Source organism: Streptomyces sp. NPDC059003 (genome assembly GCF_042740445.1).
Lineage (GTDB): Bacteria > Actinomycetota > Actinomycetes > Streptomycetales > Streptomycetaceae > Streptomyces.
The window spans coordinates 16476-33141 of sequence record NZ_JBHYJH010000110.1 but is presented as its reverse complement, the minus strand read 5'-3'; the positions used below and the strand labels follow the sequence as shown (position 1 = coordinate 33141).

General features: G+C 74.6%; 16 protein-coding genes. 3 read left to right on the top strand and 13 right to left on the bottom strand.

Annotated elements, in window-relative coordinates; translation table 11 throughout:
* Positions 1-80: 80 nt before the first annotated feature.
* From ACFWZ5_RS30770 to ACFWZ5_RS30760, 3 genes are all read right to left on the bottom strand, one after another.
* Positions 81-1028 (bottom strand): serine hydrolase, encoded by a 948-nt coding sequence (locus ACFWZ5_RS30770; RefSeq protein WP_384795570.1) that lies wholly within the window; start codon positions 1026-1028, stop codon positions 81-83.
* Between the two features lie 147 nt (positions 1029-1175).
* Positions 1176-2039: an alpha/beta fold hydrolase gene (locus ACFWZ5_RS30765; RefSeq protein WP_384795568.1), complete on the bottom strand. Its 864-nt coding sequence runs from the start codon at positions 2037-2039 to the stop codon at positions 1176-1178.
* A 5-nt stretch (positions 2040-2044) separates the two neighbouring features.
* Entirely contained in the window at positions 2045-2839 is a 795-nt protein-coding gene (locus ACFWZ5_RS30760; protein WP_384795566.1) for an alpha/beta fold hydrolase, read from the bottom strand.
* A gap of 185 nt (positions 2840-3024) precedes the next feature.
* On the opposite strand from ACFWZ5_RS30760, the gene ACFWZ5_RS30755 reads away from it, so the two are divergent.
* The 3 genes from ACFWZ5_RS30755 (at position 3025) to ACFWZ5_RS30745 (ending at position 5369) form a co-directional block, all read left to right on the top strand.
* Positions 3025-3903, top strand: coding sequence for a LysR substrate-binding domain-containing protein (locus ACFWZ5_RS30755; RefSeq protein ID WP_384795564.1), 879 nt, complete (start codon positions 3025-3027; stop codon positions 3901-3903).
* 12 nt (positions 3904-3915) lie between these two features.
* Positions 3916-4650, top strand: a complete 735-nt coding sequence (locus ACFWZ5_RS30750) for a TSUP family transporter (protein WP_384795562.1) — start codon at positions 3916-3918, stop codon at positions 4648-4650.
* Between the two features lie 134 nt (positions 4651-4784).
* The gene (locus ACFWZ5_RS30745; protein WP_384795560.1) at positions 4785-5369 is read left to right on the top strand and encodes a TerD family protein; all 585 of its coding nucleotides are present in this window, start codon (positions 4785-4787) and stop codon (positions 5367-5369) included.
* Between the two features lie 33 nt (positions 5370-5402).
* Here ACFWZ5_RS30745 and ACFWZ5_RS30740 read toward each other — a convergent pair whose 3' ends face one another.
* The 10 genes from ACFWZ5_RS30740 to trpB all read right to left on the bottom strand — a co-directional run bounded on the left by ACFWZ5_RS30740 (position 5403) and on the right by trpB (position 16655).
* Positions 5403-6338 carry a DMT family transporter gene (locus tag ACFWZ5_RS30740; RefSeq protein ID WP_384795557.1) on the bottom strand — a complete coding sequence of 312 codons (936 nt, stop codon included), beginning with the start codon at positions 6336-6338 and terminating at the stop codon, positions 5403-5405.
* A gap of 38 nt (positions 6339-6376) precedes the next feature.
* Positions 6377-7693 (bottom strand): Gfo/Idh/MocA family protein, encoded by a 1317-nt coding sequence (locus ACFWZ5_RS30735; RefSeq protein ID WP_384795555.1) that lies wholly within the window; start codon positions 7691-7693, stop codon positions 6377-6379.
* Positions 7690-8808, bottom strand: coding sequence for an Ldh family oxidoreductase (locus ACFWZ5_RS30730; protein ID WP_384795553.1), 1119 nt, complete (start codon positions 8806-8808; stop codon positions 7690-7692). The genes ACFWZ5_RS30735 and ACFWZ5_RS30730 overlap by 4 nt, the downstream gene beginning before the upstream one ends.
* 75 nt (positions 8809-8883) lie before the next feature.
* Complete coding sequence (locus ACFWZ5_RS30725) at positions 8884-10218, bottom strand: M20/M25/M40 family metallo-hydrolase (protein WP_384795551.1); 1335 nt, start codon at positions 10216-10218, stop codon at positions 8884-8886.
* On the bottom strand, positions 10211-11197 hold the full coding sequence (locus ACFWZ5_RS30720) for a sugar phosphate isomerase/epimerase family protein (protein ID WP_384795574.1): 987 nt from the start codon (positions 11195-11197) through the stop codon (positions 10211-10213). The genes ACFWZ5_RS30725 and ACFWZ5_RS30720 overlap by 8 nt, the downstream gene beginning before the upstream one ends.
* A gap of 5 nt (positions 11198-11202) precedes the next feature.
* Positions 11203-12321 carry a DegT/DnrJ/EryC1/StrS family aminotransferase gene (locus tag ACFWZ5_RS30715; protein ID WP_384795549.1) on the bottom strand — a complete coding sequence of 373 codons (1119 nt, stop codon included), beginning with the start codon at positions 12319-12321 and terminating at the stop codon, positions 11203-11205.
* A complete protein-coding gene (locus tag ACFWZ5_RS30710; RefSeq protein ID WP_384795547.1) occupies positions 12318-13547 on the bottom strand; it encodes a DegT/DnrJ/EryC1/StrS family aminotransferase in 1230 nt (409 codons plus the stop codon). The genes ACFWZ5_RS30715 and ACFWZ5_RS30710 overlap by 4 nt, the downstream gene beginning before the upstream one ends.
* The gene (locus ACFWZ5_RS30705) at positions 13541-14623 is read right to left on the bottom strand and encodes a Gfo/Idh/MocA family protein (protein ID WP_384795545.1); all 1083 of its coding nucleotides are present in this window, start codon (positions 14621-14623) and stop codon (positions 13541-13543) included. The genes ACFWZ5_RS30710 and ACFWZ5_RS30705 overlap by 7 nt, the downstream gene beginning before the upstream one ends.
* A complete protein-coding gene (gene trpA, locus ACFWZ5_RS30700) occupies positions 14620-15417 on the bottom strand; it encodes a tryptophan synthase subunit alpha (RefSeq protein ID WP_384795543.1) in 798 nt (265 codons plus the stop codon). The genes ACFWZ5_RS30705 and trpA overlap by 4 nt, the downstream gene beginning before the upstream one ends.
* Positions 15414-16655, bottom strand: coding sequence for a tryptophan synthase subunit beta (gene trpB, locus ACFWZ5_RS30695; RefSeq protein WP_384795572.1), 1242 nt, complete (start codon positions 16653-16655; stop codon positions 15414-15416). Before trpB ends, trpA begins: the two co-directional genes overlap by 4 nt.
* Positions 16656-16666 lie beyond the last annotated feature (11 nt).

Sequence of the window (16666 nt, the reverse complement as noted above, 5' to 3'; positions counted from 1 at the left end):
TCCGCGCCCGCACCCGGCACGGCAACATCGACATCCTCCGCGCCAAGATCTGAACGCCAGCCCCCGGCCGGGCGCTGCCGCTACCGCTCGTTCAGGGCCCGCACCGCCGCGGGAGCGACCCGGCGCAGAACCGTCTGCACCTGGTCGACCCCCGCGGTCTGCGACGGCTGGTCCTGGGAGAGGGCGACGACGTCGAGGAGGCGGCCCTCGACCTGGACGCGGCCGATGCTGTTGATGATCCACAGGCCGTTGTGGCTGCGGGGCAGCCAGCCGTCCTTGGCCGGGTAGACGGTGCCCGGGTCGGCGATGGTGTGCACGCCGCCCTCGATCTGCTCCTTGTCGAGCGTGCTCATCAGGTTCAGCTGGTAGTCGCGGGAGGCGCGGGACAGCGGCGAGTCCTCGCGGTGCAGCACGTCGAGGAGCCGCAGCTGGTCGCCGACCGTCGTCGTGGTCAGGCCCCAGAATCCGCCCTCACCGGGGGTGGTGTCCGTCATGCCGAGGCGCTGGTAGGCGGCGGCCATGCCGGTGCTGCCGCCGACCAGCGGCCACAGCGCAGTGGCGGGTTCGTTCGCGCTCTCCCGGATCATCGGGGTCACCAGGTCCTGCTCGCGCGCGGTCAGCGGGCGCCGCTCGTCCTGGGACTTCAGGAGCAGCGCGGCGAGGATGTGCGACTTGACGACGCTCGCCGTGTGGAACCGGAAGCCGGTGTCGCCCACGGTGGCGACGGCTCCCGTGGACACGTCCCGGATACCGAGGGCGATCCGGCCCTGGGGGCGGGGCAGCGCGGTGGCGTACGCGGACTCGACGGCGGCCCGCAGCACGGCGTACGGCGGCGCCGGGCGCTCCGGCGCGGTGGCCGCGGTGCGACCGGGGCCGTCGACGTCGTCGGCGGACGCGGTCGTGGCGGGGCTGACCGTGCCCCACACCGCCCAGAGGAGCACGGCGGCCACTCCGGCCGCGGCGGCGGACATGCCGAGCCGCCGACGGCGCCGCTGTCGGCGGCGTGCGTCAGCCTGGGGTGCGGGCATGGCGCTGGGTACTCCTGGTCTCGGGGGGGCGAAGCAGACGGGTGCGTCCGCTCCGTTGCCGCGTCCGCGTTGACCCCCGTACCGGGCACCCGGGCCCGCGCTCACAAGGCGAGCACTTTAACCGGACAGATCCGACATAAGCAAAATTCAGCCAACCTCATCGCTTATGCCGTACTCGTCTGTGCCGTGCTCGTCATCTCCCTTGTCGCACTCGTCCAGGAACCCCGCGACCCGCGCCACGAAGGCGTCCGAGTCCTCGGCGGGCGCCGCATGTCCCGTGTCGATCTCCGCGTACCGCGCCCGCGCGATGGCCTCGACCAGCGCCCGCTGCTGCCCGGCGCCGACGAGCCGGTCGTGGGTGCTGGCGAGCACCAGGGTCGGCGCGGCGATCCGGCCGAGGAGCGGGCGCAGGTCCACCGTGAGGTCGGTCTCGATCTGGCGCGCGGTGCCCGGCGCGACGGCCGGGGCGAGGGCGCGGATCAGCTCCTCGTTGGCGGTGGCGTCGGTGCGCTCCCAGTGGCGGGGCCCGAAGGCCATCAGCGGCAGCATCCGCGCGAACAGGGCGGTGCCGTGCTCGGCGTCGGCGCGCACCAGCTGGAGCCAGTACCGGAATTCGGCTTCCATGCGGGCGTCGGTGCGGACCCAGCCCGCGTGCAGGACGAGGGAGCGGACCCGGTCGGCGTGCACCGCCGCGAGGTGGGCCGCGACGGCCGCGCCGAGGGAGTGGCCGACCAGGTGGAAGCGGTCGAGACCGGCGTGGTCCGCGGCCGCGACGACCTCGGCGGCGAGGTCGGCGACGCCGAGCGGTCCGCCGTGGTCGGTGGTGCCGCCCGAGCCCGAGTAGTCGGGCGCCACCACGGTGAACCGGTCGGCGACGGCCTCCGTGAGCGGCAGCCACTGCTCGCGGGTGGTTCCGGTGCCGTGCACGAGGACCAGGCCGGGCCCGGTCCCGGTGACGTCGTAGGAGACGACGGCCTCGCCGCCGGTGATGCGTGCGGTGGTCGTGGGCATGGTCGTCAGGCCTTCCGGGTGGCGGGCAGCATCCGGGCGAGCGCCGCGCGCAGGGCGGCGTTGAACTCCACGGGCCGCTCCTGGTGCGGTACGTGGCCGGAGCCCGCGATGACGCTCACCTCGGCGCCGGGCGTGAGCGCGGCGCAGGCGCGCGGCACGTCCAGGGGGATCTCGGTGTCGAGCTCCCCGTGGATGTAGTGGATCGGCACACGCAGGCCGGGCAGGACGGGGCGCGGGTCGTAGGCGACGGAGCCGGTGAACCAGAGCTCGTCGATGTAGACGCCCGAGTCGAGGATCTGCCGGACCGTCCAGTCGATCAGGGCCCGGGAGGTGCCCGGCGCGAACCAACGGGGCACCCACGCGGCGACCGTGCCCGCACGGTCCCGCACCATGCTCTCCTTCAGCTCCGCGATGCCCATGCCCTGGCCGGGCCAGTACGCGGGCCCGTCGACGCTGACCACGCCCGCGACCCGGTCCGGGTGCCGCGCGCCCAGCTCGGTGGCGATGCTGGCGCCCATCGACGAGCCGACGACGACGGGCCGGTCCAGGCCGAGGGCGTCGATCAACGCCACGAAGTCGGCGACGAGGCCGTCGAGCGTGTTGCCCTCGACGGGGCGGCCGGAGCGGCCGCAGCCGCGCCAGTCGACCGTCACCACCCGGTGGTCCCCGACGAACGCGGGCAGCTGACCTCCCCAGACCCGCCCGCTCACGGCCGCGCCGTGCAGGAACAGCAGCGACGGGCCGGGGCCCGCCGAGTCCTCGTAGTAGAGCGTGGTGTCGTTGATGTCGATGTACGGCATGGCGCGCTGTCCCTTCGTCGGTCGTGGAGGCGTCGGTCGCCCAGGTGTCGGGGCCCGGGTGTCGTTCACGCAGGAGCAGCCAATCGCGATCACCGCCGTCGGCCAACGGCCGATCCGCGCCTACACTCATCGCGAACAGTGATCAATCAGCTGGTCGAGGAACGGGGCGGGCGGGGCGCGTGAGCGTGGAGATACGACAGCTGCGGTACTTCCTGACGGTGGCCGAGGAGCTGCACTTCGGGCGGGCCGCCGAGCGCCTGCACATCGTGCAGTCGGCGGTCAGCCAGCAACTGCGGAAGCTGGAGCGGGAGTTGGGCGCCGATCTGTTCGAGCGCTCGACGCGCACCGTGCGCCTGACCGAGGCGGGCCAGCGGCTGCTCCCGCACGCCAGGGAGGTCATCGCCGCGCTCGCCCGTGCGCGGGCCGCCGTCGCGGACGTCCGCACCGAGCGGGCCGCCACGCTGCGGCTCGGCACGAGCTCCGGCCTCGGCGCGCGCCTGGACACCGTCCTCGCCGAGTTCGCCCGGCTCGCCCCGCACGCCCAGCTCGAACTGCTCACCGGCACCACCGACGACCGCCTGCGGCGCGTACGGTCCGGCGACCTGGACGCGACGCTCCTGCGCGGCGAGCGCGCCGAACCGGAGCTGGAACTGCTCCCGCTGTGGCTCGACCCGCTGCTGGTCGCCCTGCCCGCGCGCCACGAACTCGCCGTGCGCGCCGCCGTCGACCTCCGCGACCTCGCCGAGCTGCCGCTGCGGCTCTCCGCGCGGTCCCGGAATCCGGCGCTGTACGACCTGGTCACGCGCTCCTGCCGCGAGGCCGGGTTCGAGCCGCTCTTCGGCGCCGAGTTCACCACGTCGCAGGACACCCTGGCCGCCATCGGCTACGGCAAGCCCTCCTGGACGGTCTTCTACGCCCCGCACGCCGACCAGCTCCCGGTCCCGGGCGTGGTCTGGCGCCCACTGCGCAACCCGTCGCCCGAGATGCGCACCTACCTCGCCGTCCGTTCCGATCCACCGCGCGCCGAGCTGCGGGCCCTGATCGAGTCCTGTCACGCCGTCTGAGGGCGGCCGGTGATGAGCGGGTGGGCGGCCGACCTGCTGCTGTGCGGCATCGTCCTGCTCGGCGCGTCCGTGCAGTGGCTCACGGGCATGGGCTTCGCCCTTGTGGCGGTGCCCGCCCTCGTCCTGGTGCTCGGCCCCGCCGACGGCGTGGTCCTCGCCAACTGCGGGGCCGGCGCCATCAGCCTGGTCGGCCTCGCCGCGACCTGGCGGCAGGTGCGGCTCGCCGCGATGCTGCCGTTGACCGCCGCGGCGGCGTGCACCGTGCCCGCCGGGACCTGGCTCGCCCGTCGGCTGCCCGCGCCGGTGCTGCTCGTCGTCATGGGGCTGCTCGTGACCGCGGCGGTGCTCCTGGTGATGCGGGGCCTGCGGGTCGCCGCGCTGCGCGGGGCCAAGGGGGCGCTCGTGGCGGGCGCGGTGGGCGGGTTCATGAACTCCTCGGCCGGGGTGGGCGGCCCTCCGGTGTCCCTGTACGCGGTCAACGCGGGCTGGACAGTGCGGGAGTTCGTGCCGAACGCGCAGTTCTACGGCGTCGCGGTGAACGCGTTCTCCGTCGCGTCCAACGGCGTTCCGCGGCTCGGCGCCCCGGTCTGGCTCCTCGCCCTCGCCGGGATGGCGGCGGGCGGCGTCATCGGGAAGGCCCTCGCGGAGCGCGTTCCGGAGGGCCGGGCCCGGCTGCTCGTGCTGCTGCTCGCCCTCGCCGGCGGGGTCACCACGCTGAGCAAGGGGCTGTGGGGGCTCGGCAGTTGAGCCCCGCCCGCGCCCGCCGCGCCGCGGCACCGCTCCCACCTGCCGCTTCGTACGTTCGACCTGGTGGATCATGCGAAGAGGGCACCAGGCACAATTCGTGTGGAGTAGCAGTCTTACCACCAAAAGGACCACGCATGATCACGCTCAAGAAGGAAGACGGCCCGGCGGATCTGGGCGGGGTGACCCATCTGTCCATCGGGGTGTCCTGGGACCCCACCGCGGGCAGCAGCGGCGGGCTCATCGGCAAGCTCCGGCAGAAGACCGGCACCGACCTCGACCTGATCGCCGTCGCGATGCAGGGCGCGGACCCCGTGCGCCTCGCCGGACTCGACTCCCTCGACCCGCTGGGCAACGGCGCGCTGGTGCACAGCGGGGACAACCAGACCGGCCGTGGGGCGGGCGACGACGAGACGGTGACCGTCGAGTTCGAGCGCGTCCCCGCCAACATCACGTCCATCGTGTTCATCGCCGCCGCGTACAAGAAGCACAGCTCCTTCCAGAAGGCGCGGAACATCAGCTTCAAGGTGTACGACGCGACGGGCGGCAGCTCGCAGCAGGTCGCCGACATCTGGCCGAGCCTGCTCACCACCGACAACGGCTGCGCCGTGGCGAAGGCGATACGGGACGGCGGGGGCTGGAAGCTCCAGGTGATCAACGAGACCGGAAAGATCAAGCAGGGCGACGAGCACGCGCTGATGCGCTTCGCCGTCAGCAAGTAGCGCCTGCCCAGCCGGTAGGTAGCCGGTACGTGCTCAGTACGTGGCGGACGGCCGGGTCGATCCGGGATCGGGCGTTCGGATCGACCCGTCCGGCGGTGTGCGGCGGGCGGGAGCCAGGCCGAGGATCACGCCGCAGCCGACGAGCAGGGCGCCGGCCACGTCGGCCGCGTTCGGGGATCCGGTGCCGAGGAGCCAGGCCGCGAGGACCGCGCTGGCCGGGGCCAGGCCCGCGCACAGACCGGCCCGGTCCGCGCCGAGCGAGGACACGGCGGCGTACCACATGACGAAGGCGAGCGCGGTGACCACCACCGCCAGATAGGCGAGCGCGACGGCCTCCTTCGCCGTCGGCCGGGGCAGCGCGCCGCCCCCGTCGGCGATCGCGGCCGCCACGAGCAGCAGCGGCACGGACAGCGCGGCGGCGTAGGCGGACACCCGCATCGGCCCGAGCCGCGGCAGGACCGGCACGGCGAGCAGCGAGAACGCGACCTCGCCCGCAAGCGCGCCGACCGCCCACAGCAGACTCACGACGCTGCCGCCGCCGAACCCCTGCGTGAGCGCGACGCCCCCGCTCACCACCAGCGCGGCGGCCACCAGGCGCACGCTCGGCGCCCGGTGCCGCAGCAGCGGGTCGAGGACGGCGAGGACGATCGGGACACCGCCGATGATCGCGCCGACGCTGGCGGGGTCGCCGTGCCGGACCGCCTCCACGTAGCAGACGTTGAACCCGGCGAGACCGGTCCCGGCGAGCAGGGTCAGCCTGCCGAACTCCCGCCCGGTGAGCCGCAGATGGTGTACGCGCCGCAGCCACAGGATCACCAGGAGGACCAGCGTGGCCCCGGCGTAGCGCAGGGCCTGGCCGCCGAAGGTCGGGTAGTCGGCGATCCCGGCGAGCACGGCCGCCGAACTGCCGACCACCGTCATGGCCGCGACGCCGTACAGGACGCCCGTGTTCCTGCTCGTACCGCTCATGCCGCTCCCTCTCCGGGCATCAGGTGGAGTTCCCGCTCCTACTGTGGCCCTTCCGTGAAGTGGATGTGATCCCCCACGCGCAGGTCGATGTCGGCGGCGCCGAGCACGCGGTCGGTGTCGATGAGGATGTTGTAGTGGTTGGGGGCGTGGCACTCGTCGAAGCCGCTGACCGTGCCCAGGTACCGGTCGCCCGCCAGGACCTCGTCGCCCCGCTGGACGACGGTCGCGGCGGTGAACTCCGCGAACCCGAGGAAGCCCACGCGGTTCACCTCGTCGCCGGGGCTCCGCGGGCGGTCCACGGTGGTGACCAGCTCGTGGACCTCACCGGCCGCGACGCAGCGCGACGCCCACGGCGACAGGCGCATGCCGCGGTCGTCCCGGCTGTGGAACAGCAGCTTCACCACCCGCGCGGACACCGGTTCCTTCGCGGTCATGCGCAGCCTGAGCTCCTTGGCGCGGCCCACCGCGTACGCCTCCTCGACGAGCCGGACGAGCGCGGGGCCCGGGTCGTGCCAGTGCGGGCCCGCCGCCACGGCCCTGCGGAACTGCGCGAGGATTCCCGTGTACTCGTGGTCGAGGGACGCCTTGAAGCCGTCGAAGCCCGCGAGCATGTCCGCGGCCAGCGTCCGGCCGTCGCCCAGCTCGACCACGACGTCCTTGATCTCCCCCGTGTCCAGGGCCCAGTCGAGCTCGACCTCCACCGGCACCCCGCCGGCGTCCAGGGAGAGCTTCGCGTAGAACTCCGCGCCGGAGCGCACGTCTCCCAGCGTGGCGTCCCGCAGGGCGAGCGGGCCGACGAGGTGGCGCACGGCGTCGAGCGCGTTGGGCCCGTTGTCGATGAGGCAGCCGCCGCCGCACCGCGCGGGGTCGAGGTACCACTGCTCGCCGCCGGTGTGCTCGGCGATGTTCTCGTGGTAGCGGGCGGTGACGCGGACGATGTCCTGCCGGTCCCTCGGCAGGTGCTGGGCGAGGGTGCGCAGGTTCGTGTTGTAGCGGCGGTGGAACGCGGTGAAGAGGGTGGCTCCGGCGCGGCGGGCGGCCGTCTCCATCGCGTCGGCGTCGGCCGACGCGATGGCGAGCGGCTTCTCGCAGCAGACGTGCACGCCCCGCTCCAGGGCGGCGAGGACCGCCGGTGCGTGGACGTCGTTCGGCAGCGTGACGACGACGGCCTCCGCCGTGCCCGCGTCGAGCAGCTCCGTGAAGTCGGTGAAGCACGCGGTCCCCCGGTCGGCGAAGGGGGCGAGCTTGTCGGCGTCCAGGTCGCAGACGCCGGTGAGTTCGAGCGCCGGGTCGGCCTCGATCGCCCGCAGGAAGTACGGCGAGATCGCGCCGAGGCCGAGCATCGCGAGTTTCATCGGCGCACCGCCCCCACCACGGCGGAGCGCAGCTCCGGGGGCACCGGGACGTCGAGTTCCGTCGCGAGGTCCACGATCGCCTCGGCCACTTCCAGGGACACCGGGACCCCTTCCTTGTCCGCCGCCGCGGCACGGGCGGCCTCCGGGGCCCCGGGGTAGGTGACGTCGTCCGCGTAGGCGGCGGGCGGGCACGCGGCGACGGTGTCGAGGAGCTCCCCCGCGTCCTTGAGGATGGCGCCGGGGTCGCCGAAGGCGGCCGGGGCCAGGGCGATGACCAGGTGTCCGACGTTGCGGTCCTCGGCCGGTGCGGTCCTGGTGAGGGCTTCGGCGCGCGGCCCGAAGTCGGCGCCCGCGAACGGCCCGCACAACAGGTCCACGAGGAGCCCGAGGCCGTACCCCTTGGCGGCGCCGGTCGCCAGGCGGCCGCCCAGCCACGGCACGTCCGCCTCCCCTTCGAAGTACGCCTTCGGGTCGGTCACGTCGGAGCCGTCGGCGCCGATGAGCCAGCCCTGCGGCACGTCCTCACCGGCCTGCAGCGCCGCCTTGACGCGGCCGGTCGCCACCACGGTGGTGCTCATGTCGAGCACGAACGGCGGCCGGTCGTCGACGGGCACCGCGGCGGACAGCGGGTTGGTGCCGAGCAGCCGCCGCGCCCCGCCGAGCGGCGGAATGACCCCCTGCGCGCCGCAGTTGGTCATGGCGATCCCGGCCAGGCCCGCCTGGGAGAGCCGGTGCGTGTAGAAGCCCGCGGCGCCGAAGTGCGAGCTGCGGCGGACCGCCACGACGCCGACGCCGAGGCGCCGTGCGGTGTCCGCCGCCAGGTCGGTGGCCCGCGTCATCACGACCACGCCGAGCCCGTGGGCGCCGTCGAGGACGGTCACCGCGCCGGTGCCCGCGACCACGCGGGGCCGTGCGGCCGCGTCGACGCGACCGCCGCGCAGCCACGGGACGTACATGTTCACCAGGGCCTTGAGGCCGTGCGTGGGATAGCCGTGCCGGTCGGCGTAGCAGACCACGTCGGCCGCGGTCCCCGCCGCCTCGTCGGGCAGGCCCGCCGCGGTCAGCAGGGCCCGCGCGAGATCGCGGTGCCGGTGCACCGCCAGATGCATCACCATCAGCTGTTCCCCCGTTTCCTTTCTCACTGCTCACTGCTCACTGCTCACTGCTCACTGCTCACTGATCGTGTGTTCTTACGTGTCCGCTGTTCCCACGTGCCTGCCGAACCGCAGGACCAGGTCACGGACCCGGGTCGCGTAGGCGTCGAGGTCGTCGAGGGCGACGTGCTCGTGCGGGGTGTGCGCGCCGTTGCCGTCGAGGCTGCCCGGGCCGCACACCGCCACGTAGCGGCCGGGCGCCGCCGCCCAGATGGCGTCGCAGGTGAACGCGGTGCCGTCGGCGACGCCGTCGTGCCGGGGCAGCCCGCACGCGGCGAGCAGCGCCTCCATCGCGGCGTCGCGGTTGGCGAGGGCGGGCAGGCCGCGCTTGCGCCACTCCAGGCCGACGACGCGGTCCCAGTCGGCGGCGACGCGCCCGGCGACGGCGGTGCCCGCGAAGCGGTCGGCGAACCGCTTGCCCGCCTCGGCGGTCAGGCGTTCCACCTCCGCGGCCAGGCGCTGACCGGTCGCGGTGTCGAAGTAGGCGATGTTCAACAGGAGTTCGCCGGAGCCGTACACGCGGTTGTGCGCGGTGCCGGTGCGGACTCCGGCGACGCACACCTTGGCGCCCGAGTCCCGGGCCGCGCGGTCGAGTTCGCGGCCCAGGTGGCAGGCGAGGAAGCCGAGCGCCAGGGTGGCGTTGTGGCCGTCCGCCGGGTGGTCGTCCGTGGTGTCGGTGCCGGTCACGCGCAGCACCGGCGTCATGGTCGCGCTGCACGCGTCCAGGACCCTGAGCCCGGTCGGCTCGGCGAAGAGCATCAGACGTCCGGTGACGCCGGACTCCACCAGCCAGCGGGTCCCGTACACCCCCATGGCGCCGCCCTCCTCGCCGGGCACGGCGGCCAGCTGCACCTCCACGGTGTCCCGCAGCCACGGCGCGGCGGCGTACGCGGCCGCGACGCCGACCGCGGCGGCCACGCCGGGGCCCTTGTCGTCCACGGCGCCGCGCCCGCGCAGCACCCGGCCGTCCAGGCGCGGCGGGACGTGCGGCCCGACCGTGTCCACATGGAAGTTGAGGACGACGCGGTGGCTCTCCGCCGCGGGCCGGCCGATGCCGAGCACCAGGGAGGGCTGGCCCTCCAGGAACGCGGGGTCGGCGGCGGCCCGCAGCACGGGCAGCGGTGTGACGGTGTCCGTGAGGTGCTCCACGGACGGGTGGCTCATGCGGCGGATGGAGAATCCCCGCGCCGTGGCGCCCTGCGCGACGACGCGCTGGGCGGCGGCTGCCGCTGCGGGGTCACCGCCTTCCAGGGGCGAGACGCTCGGTACGTCCATGAGGGCGAGCAGCCACTCCAGGTCGTCGGCGGACAGGCGCACGGGCTCGGTGAGGGAGGCGACGGGCTCGGCGGGGTGTGCGGCGCGCTCAGCCATGGGCCGCCTCCGGCCTCGGCCGCGCCCACTCCGCCCGCGCCAGCGCCGCGAAGCGTTCCGCGCACGCGCGGTACCCCGCTTCCAGGCGGGCCGGGTCGCCGCTCACGTTCAGGTGCGGGATGTGCGCCACATGCGGTTCGAGGCTGTACCAGCCGCGGTAGCCGCCGTCCCGGAGCATGCGCAGGCAGGTGGCGACCTCGGCGTCGCCGTCCCCCGGGAGCCCGAAGACCGGCCCCGCCGCGCCGTCCGACGCACCGTCGGATGCGCCGTCGGATGCACCGTCCCCGCGGGTGCCGTCCTTGATGTGCACGTGGTCCACGTACGGCAGCACGTCGGCCAGGAAGGCGGGCGCCTCGTACCCGTACGCGAGGCCGTTGCCGACGTCGAAGACCAGGCGGACGCCGTCGACCTCCTGGAGCAGCTCCAGGGTGTGCGCGGCGCTCTGGGAGGCCCAGCCGTGGCAGTTCTCGTGCAGCAGGGTCACGCCCGCGTCCCGGGCCCGCCGGTTCAGCTCCCGCATCCGGTGCAGCGCCGCCGCGCGCCACAGCGCGTCGGGTCTGCCGTCGTTGGGGTAGGACATCACCCGCAGCCGGTCGCAGCCGAGGAGCGCCGCGTGCGCCGCCGCGCGGCGGAGGATCTTGAGTTCGTGGTCGAAGTCGTCGGCGACGGTGACGGCCCAGCTGCCGATGGGGGTGTCGAGGACGGGCACGGCGAGCCCGGCGTCGGCGACGGCCGCGGCGATCCGCTCGGCCTCGGAGGCGCTCCACTGGTGGGCGCCGCGGCCGTCCACGGTGCGCAGCTCGATCCCGGTCATGCCGAGGTCGGCGTGGATGCGCAGCTGGCCTTCGAGGCCGACGGCGGCCTCGTCGCCGATTCCGCAGAGCCGGATGCCGTCGGCGTCCGGCTTCCCCTCCGCGTCCTGCTTCCCCTCCGCGTCCTGCTTCCCCTCGGCGTCCGGCTTCTCCTCGGCGTCCCGCATCCCGCTCACGCCCCCGCCCCCGCGAAGTCCGCGACCGCGTCCGCCACGCGGTCGGCCACCTCCAGTGGGAGCTCCGGATACAGGGGCAGCGCGAGGCACTCGCGGGCCAGGCGCTCGGCGTGGGGGAAGTCCCCGGGGCCGTGCCCGAGGTGCGCGAAGACCGGCTGGAGGTGCAGCGGCGTCGGGTAGGACGCCACCGTCTCGATGCCGCGCCGGGCGAGGAAGTCCCGCAGCGCGTCGCGCTCGGCAGCCCGGACGACGTACGTGTACACGGCGCGGCCCGTATGGCCGTCCGGCGGCACGACGACCGCGGGGCCGAGGGCGCGCAGGCGGGAGCTGTAGCGCTCGGCGAGCGCCCTGCGGGCGGCGGTCTGCTGGTCGAAGTCGGCGAGGCGGCGCAGCAGGAACGCGGCGATGACCTCGTCCATGCGGCAGTTGAAGCCGAGCAGGTCGTGCCGGAACCGCTCGACCTGGCCGTGGTTGCGCAGCGCCCGGCACGCCGCGGCGAGCGCGTCGTCGTCGGTGACGACCATGCCCGCGTCGCCGCAGCCGCCGAGGGGCTTGGCGGGGAAGAAGGAGAACACCCCGGCGGCGCCCCAACTGCCGGTGGCCCGGCCGTCCACCGTGCCGCCCAGGGTGACCGCACTGTCCTCCACCAGGTGCAGGCCCTCCCGCTCCGCGAGGTCCCGCAGGGCCGCCATCGGGGCGGTGTAGCAGAACAGGTGGGCCGGAAGCAGCGCCTTCGTCCGGGAGGTCAGGGCGCCCGCGGCGGCCTCCGGCGCGAGCGCCATCGAGTCCGGTGTGACGTCGGCGAAGACGGGCCGCGCCCCGGCAAGGGCGATGGCGCTGGCCGACGAGATGAACGAGAAGGCGGGCGTGACGACTTCGTCCCCGGGTCCGACTCCGAGGGCGGTCAGGATCAGCGTCAGCGCCCCCGTGCCGTTGGCACAGGCGATCGCGTGCCGGACTCCGGCCCGCTCCGCGATCGCGGACTCCAGGGACGCCACGCGGGACTTGAGGATGAACTCGTCGGCGGCGGCGACCTCGGCGACGGAGTCCACGAGCGCGTCGGCCCAGTCGGCGAACCGCTGGTCGAACGCGGCGAAGGGCACCTGTACGGTCATCGTCCGCCTCCGTCCTTGGGGAACGCGCGGATCACCGAGCAGACGTACGCCACCTGTTCCTCCGTGAGGTCGGGGTAGAGCGGGAGCGCCACGGCCCGGCGGCTCGCGGCCGTGGCCACGGGGACGGGGTGCCGGGCCCCGCGCCGTCCTGCCAGGCAGGGCTGTTCGGGCAGCGGCCGCGGGTAGTAGACCTCCGTCTCCACGCCGTGCCGGGCGAGGTGCGCGACCAGTGCGTCGCGCCGGTCCGTCTCGATGAGGTACACGTACCAGACGAGATTGCTGGGCCGCCGGGCGGGCGCCTGGCGGGGTGTCCGCAGGAACGGCGCCAGGCCGCTCAGCTCCTTGTCGTACCGGGCGGCGAGCTCGGCCCGGCGCGCGATGTCCTCGTCCAGGTGCTCGAGGCGGGTGCGCAGGACGGCGGCCTGGACCTCGTCCGCCCTGCTGTTCCAGCCCAGCTCCAGATGCTCGTACGAGCCGTCCGCGCTCTGGCCGTGCACGCGCAGCCGCCGGACGCGCGCGTCGAGCTCGCCGTCGTCGGTGAGGACGGCACCGGCGTCACCGAGGGCGCCGAGCGTCTTCGTGGGGAAGAACGACAGGACGCCCGCGGTGCCGAACAGACCGGCGTGCCGCCCGTCGACGCGCATCCCGATGGCCTCGGCGCTGTCCTCGACGAGCAGGAGCCCGCGGTCCTCGGCCAGTTCGCACAGGGGCGCCATGTCGGCGGTCTGGTGGAAGAGGTGCACCGGCATGATCGCCTTGGTGGCCGGGGTGATCGCCCGCGCGGCCCGCTCCGGGTCGAGGGCGTACGAGTCGGGCAGGACGTCGACCATGACGGGCTCGGCACCGGCGTGCAGCACCGAGGACGCCGTGGCGAAGAACGAGTACGCGGGCACGATGACCTCGTCGCCGGGGCCGATGCCGGTGGCCCGCAGCATCAGTGTCAGGGCGTCGGTGCCGCTGCCCACCAGGGCGACGTGCCCCGCGCCGGTGTAGGCGCACAACTCGTCTTCGAGGCGGGCGACTTCCTCTCCCGAGGTGAACCGGCCCGTGGCGGCGATGGCGCGCAGGCGTGGTTCGAGGCGCGGCCAGTCGCGGCGGATCGAGGCCGCTCCGGAGAAGAAGGGCACCCGGGGGCCGTCGTCGGCGGAGGCAGAGGCGGGGGCGGCGGGGGCGCGGGTCGGCTGCTGTGTCACCAGGGTGTCCTTCAGGGCGGGCTGGTTCAGCACGGGGTCATCACCTCGTCGGTCGATGCGGGGCCGGTGCCCTCGGTGGCGGCCTCGACCTGTGGGGGTCCGGTGCCCTCGGTGGCCGGCGCGGATCCGGTGCGCCGCGCGGCGGAGGCGAGCAGCTCCACGGTCTGCAGGTGGTCGTCGAGGCTGCCGGGCGGCGGCGGTCCCTCGTCGGCGAACCAGCGGTAGGCCGCGGCGAGGAACTGGGTCAGCGGCGCGTCGTGGACGAGCACCCGGCCCGCGCGCCGGGGCAGATGGAGCTGTCCGACGTCGTCGGCGTCGGACACGGGGTAGTGCGCCACGATCCGCCCGATGGTGCCGGTCAGGGTCAGGGTGCGTACGCGGACGGGTGAGGTGAGGTCCGAGACGAGCGTGCTGGTGGCTCCCGAGGCGTGGCGCAGGGTGAGCCGTCCGCCGCCCATGCCGGGCAGGGGGTCGCCCGTCGGCCGCGGCATCCCCCACAGTTCGGCCTCCTCCAGGCCGACCGCCGGGCCGAGCAGATGCAGGGCGAGCAGCACTTGGTGGGGCAGCTCGACCTGGAGGGCGGACGTGTGGCTGTCCATGAGGGCGCGCCGGAAGCGCGGTTTGCTCTGCTCCATGTGGAGGGCGACGGGCGTGCCGATGCCGCCGTCGGCGACGCAGGCGCGGACGCGCTCGGTCACGGTGCTGGAGGGCCAGACGCCGACGGGCAGGACCTGGACTCCGGTGCGCGCGACCGCGGCGATGCGGCGGGCCCCGGCCACCGAGTCCGCCAGGGGCTTCTCCACCACGATCCGGCGCAGCCCGCGGTCGGCGAGGCGGCGTACCAGCGCCTCGTGGGCGGCGGCCGGGGTGGTGACGTGGGCCACCGCGCGGGCGGGGTCGACCTCGGCGAGAGCCTCGTCGAGGGTGGGGAACCACCGGGTGTGCGCGGGGAGTCGGTCAGGACGTCGGGGGTCGACCGCGAGGACCCGCGGTCCGTCGCCCCCGGTGATCCCGCGCAGACAGTGGTGGTGCAGCTCGCGGCCTGCGCGGCCGTATCCCACGATGACCGGTATGTGTTCCCCGGGGAGCTCCCGGGCGGTGTCGCTCACCGTGCGGCCTCCTTCAGCTCCGCGATCAGCTCGCGGGTGGCGGCGACGCGCCCGGCCGCGTCCGGCGCGGCGCCGATGCGGCGCAGCAGGGCGCTGCCCACGATCACGCCGTCGGCGTGCCCGCGCAGGGCGCGTACGTGGGCGGGTGTGGAGATGCCGAAGCCCACCGCGAGCGGCACCCGGGCGCGGGCCTTGACCCGGCCGAGGAAGTCGGTGAGCCGCGGGTCGAGCTCGGCGCGCTCGCCGGTCACGCCCTCGGCGGCCAGGCAGTAGAGGAATCCCGTGGAGCACTCGGCGGTGTACCGGATCCGCTCGTCCGCGCTGCCGGGGGCGGCGAAGAACACCGTCGCGAGCCCGGCGGGCCCGGCGTGAGCGCGCAGCTCGTCGGCCATGTGCGGGGGCAGGTCGGGGACGACGAACCCGTCGGCCCCGGCGCCCGCGGCGTCCTTGACCAGCTGCTCAAGGCCGTAGTGCAGGAAGGGGTTGTAGTAGCCCATCAGGACGATCGGCACGGTGACCCCGTCCTGCCGGGCCCGGGCCACCAGCTGCAGGACGGTGCCGATCGTGGTGCCCTGGGCGAGGGCGACGCGGCTGGACTCCTGGATCACGGGGCCGTCGCCCATCGGATCGGTGAAGGGGACGCCGAGTTCGACGACGTCGGCTCCGGCGTCGGCGGCGGCGTGGATGAGCGGGACGGTGTCGTCCGGCGTGGGGTACCCGGCGGTCAGGTAGGCGACCAGGGCGGTCTCGCCGCGCTCGGCGGCGGCGTCGAAGGCCTCGGCGATACGGGTCATGGGCGGTCGTCTCCCGGCTCTGTACGGGACGCGTGCGCTCCGGCGGCGGACACCATGTACGCGTCCGGTGCGGTGTCCGCCCGCGTGTCCAGGGCCGCGACGGCGGTGGCGAGGTCCTTGTCCCCGCGCCCGGACAGCGTCACCACCACGTGGGCGCCGTCCGGGAGTTCGGGTGCCAGGCGGAGCGCCGCGGCCAGGCCGTGCGCGGACTCCAGGGCGGGGATGATGCCCTCCTCCTTGCTGAGGGCGGCGAAGGCGTCCAGGGCCTCGTCGTCGTCCACGCCCACGTACTCGACCCGGCCCGCGTCCTTGAGCTGGGCGTGTTCGGGGCCCGCCGCGGGGTAGTCGAGGCCGGGCGCGATGGAGTGGGTGTCGAGGATCTGGCCGTGGTCGTCCTGGAGCAGGTAGGTGCGGGTGCCCTGGAGCACGCCGGGGGTGCCGCGCAGCAGCGGTGCCGCGTGCCGTCCGGCGTGGCCGGTGCCGTCGCCCGCGGCCTGCGCGCCGACGAGCCGGACGGGGTCGTGGAGGAACGCGCGGAACGTGCCGATGGAGTTGCTGCCACCGCCGACGCAGGCGACGACGGCGTCGGGCAGGCGCCCGGCGGCGTCCAGGATCTGGCGCCGCGCCTCGCGCCCGATGACGGACTGGAACCGCGCGACGATCGTCGGGTACGGGTGCGGGCCGACGGCGGAGCCGAGGAGGTAGTGCGTGTCGCCGGGGTGCGCGAGCCAGTCCCTGATCGCGGCGTTGATGGCCTCCCGGAGGGTGGCGCTGCCGGTCTCCACGAGCCGCACGTCGGCGCCGAGCAGCCGCATCCGGCGCAGGTTGGGCTCCTGCCTGCGGGCGTCCGCGACGCCCATGTAGACCACGCAGTCGAGGCCGAGGTAGGCGCACACCGCGGCGACGGCCACGCCGTGCTGTCCGGCGCCGGTCTCGGCGACGATCCGCTTGCACCCCATCCGGGCGGCGAGGAGCGCCTGCCCCAGACAATTGTTGATCTTGTGGGCGCCGGTGTGCGTGAGGTCCTCCCGCTTGAGCCACAGCGTCACGCCGTCCGCGGTGCCGAGCCTGCGCAAACGCGTCAGCGGTGTGGGCCGCCCCGCGAACTCCGCGAGGAGGCCGTCGAGTTCGGCGACGAAGGCAGGGTCGTCGCGGGCCTGCTCGTACGCCTGCCGGAACTCCTCAAGGGGGCGGACCAGGGTCTCCGCGACGAACTGGCCGCCGTGGCCCCCGAACATGCCCTCGGCCC